General features: G+C 71.6%; 2 protein-coding genes. One reads left to right on the top strand and one right to left on the bottom strand.

Annotated features, from left to right (window positions below; genetic code table 11):
- Positions 1–1,264, top strand: a 1,264-nt coding sequence (locus Pta02_RS40665; RefSeq protein WP_203880396.1) for a transposase, incomplete at its 5' end; no start/stop codon positions are given.
- A gap of 54 nt (positions 1,265–1,318) precedes the next feature.
- Here Pta02_RS40665 and Pta02_RS40660 read toward each other — a convergent pair.
- Positions 1,319–1,768 carry a VOC family protein gene (locus tag Pta02_RS40660; protein ID WP_203880395.1) on the bottom strand — a complete coding sequence of 150 codons (450 nt, stop codon included), beginning with the start codon at positions 1,766–1,768 and terminating at the stop codon, positions 1,319–1,321.
- Positions 1,769–1,896 lie beyond the last annotated feature (128 nt).

The following is a 1,896-nucleotide window of genomic DNA, read 5'->3' as shown; positions in this document are numbered from 1 at the left end:
CCCCTATTTCCGGCGCCGGCTGGCCCGCTCAACCGATCCGGACCGGATCTTCGGCATCATCCGCACCGTGGTGGCGCAGAGCGGGGTGCTGAGCGGCCGCAATCGGCGGGCGCTGGATTCGGCGGTGCTGATGGATGCGGTGGCCACCCAAGACACCATCACCCAGTTGATCGCCGCGATCCGCCGGGTGGCCCGCCAGGTGCCCGGCGCCGCTGCGCTGGTGGCGGCGCACTGTCACGCCTGCGACTACGCCGATGCGGGCAAGCCGCACATCGCCTGGGACGACGAGGAGGCCAAGGCCGCCTTGGTCAGCGGCTTGGTCACCGACGCGCTCACCCTGCTGGAGCAGCTGGCAGGTCAGGAGCTGGACGACAGCGCCGAGCGCGCGATCGGCCTGCTGGCATTGATCGCCGGCCAAGACGTCGAGCCCGCCGAGGGCTCCGATGGCACCGACGGACGGTGGAAGATCGCCCGCCGCACCGCACCGGACCGGGTCATCTCGGTCGTCGATGTCGAGGCCCGCCACATCCACAAAAGCGCCCGGCAGCACACCGACGGCTACAAGGCGCACCTGGCTATCGAGCCGGAAACCGGACTGTTGACCGCCGTTGCCCTGCGTCCCGGTGCCGGAGCCATCCACCACGAGAGCGCCGTCGCGCCCGTCCTGCTCGCTCACGAGCGCGGGCCGCTGCAGATTCTGGCCGATGCCGCCTACGCCGCCGCTGAGCTGCGCGCCGCCCTGTCCGGTGCCGGGCACCGGCTGCTGATCAAGCCGCCCGCGCTCACTCCGGCCGTGGCCGGCGGCTTCACCCTGGACGATTTCGCCATCGACACCGCCGCCGGCACGGTCACCTGCCCGGCCGGGCATACCGTGGCCCTGGCCGCAGCGGGTGGCCGCTACCAGCAACGCCGGGCCACCTTCACCGGCCGGTGCGCCGCCTGCCCGCTGCGCGAGCGCTGCACCACCGCCACGGCCGACCGCATCATCACCATCCGACCGCATCATGATCTGCAGGCCGCCGCCCGCCACCAGGCCGCCACCGATCCGGCCTGGCAGGCCGACTACCGGCGCTGGCGGCCCATGGTCGAGCGCGCGGTGGCCTGGCTGGTGGCCCGCGGCAACCGTCGCCTGCGCTACCGCGGCACCGCGGCCAACGACCGCTGGCTGCACCACCGCGCCGCCGCCCTCAACCTCCGCCGCCTGGTCAACCTGGGACTCACCCGCATCAGCGGCACCTGGACTCTCGTCCCGATCACCCCATGACAGAAGGGTGAGCCGGCTCATGCCGACCCACCCACCAAGATCTTCAGGACACTCCTAGACCGCGTCGAACTCGTTGCCCTCGGGATCCAGCATCGCCACCGCATAGTGGTCGACCCCGGGCTGCGACAACACCCGCACAACGGACGCCCCCGCCTGGACGAGCCGCTCCACCTCGGCGTCCACCCGCGCTCTGCGGGTCTCCAGCGGTACGTCCTCCCGCCTGCCGCCCACCGTCACATCCAGGTGGAACCGGTTCTTGACCACCTTGTCCTCGGGCACCTGCTGAAACCAGATCCTCGGCCCGTGCCCCTCGGGATCGACGATGCTGTCGCTGCCGTCCCCCTCGCCCAGTTCCTCCTCCGGCACTCCGAGACTGCGCCAGTAGTCCCGCCACGTGTCGAATCCGCCCGGCGGCGGCTCCGCCGTGTATTGCAGCGCGTCTGCCCAGAACCGGGCCATCCGCTCGGGTGCCGCACAGTCGACGACCAGCTGACAAGAGACCATGGCCGCCATCCTGCCGGACCCGTCCGACACCCGCCATGTCATACCGAGACGACGATCGCCGCAGCAACCCGGCGATCGCGTAGGCCGCCCGGGCGCCGACGCGGGAAAGGACGCGGGAAAGGACGGCG

This window comes from Paraplanobispora takensis (assembly GCF_016863195.1).
GTDB lineage: Bacteria > Actinomycetota > Actinomycetes > Streptosporangiales > Streptosporangiaceae > Planobispora > Planobispora takensis.
The sequence above is the reverse complement of the archived record's forward strand: the minus strand, read 5'-3'. Positions and strand labels throughout refer to the sequence as shown.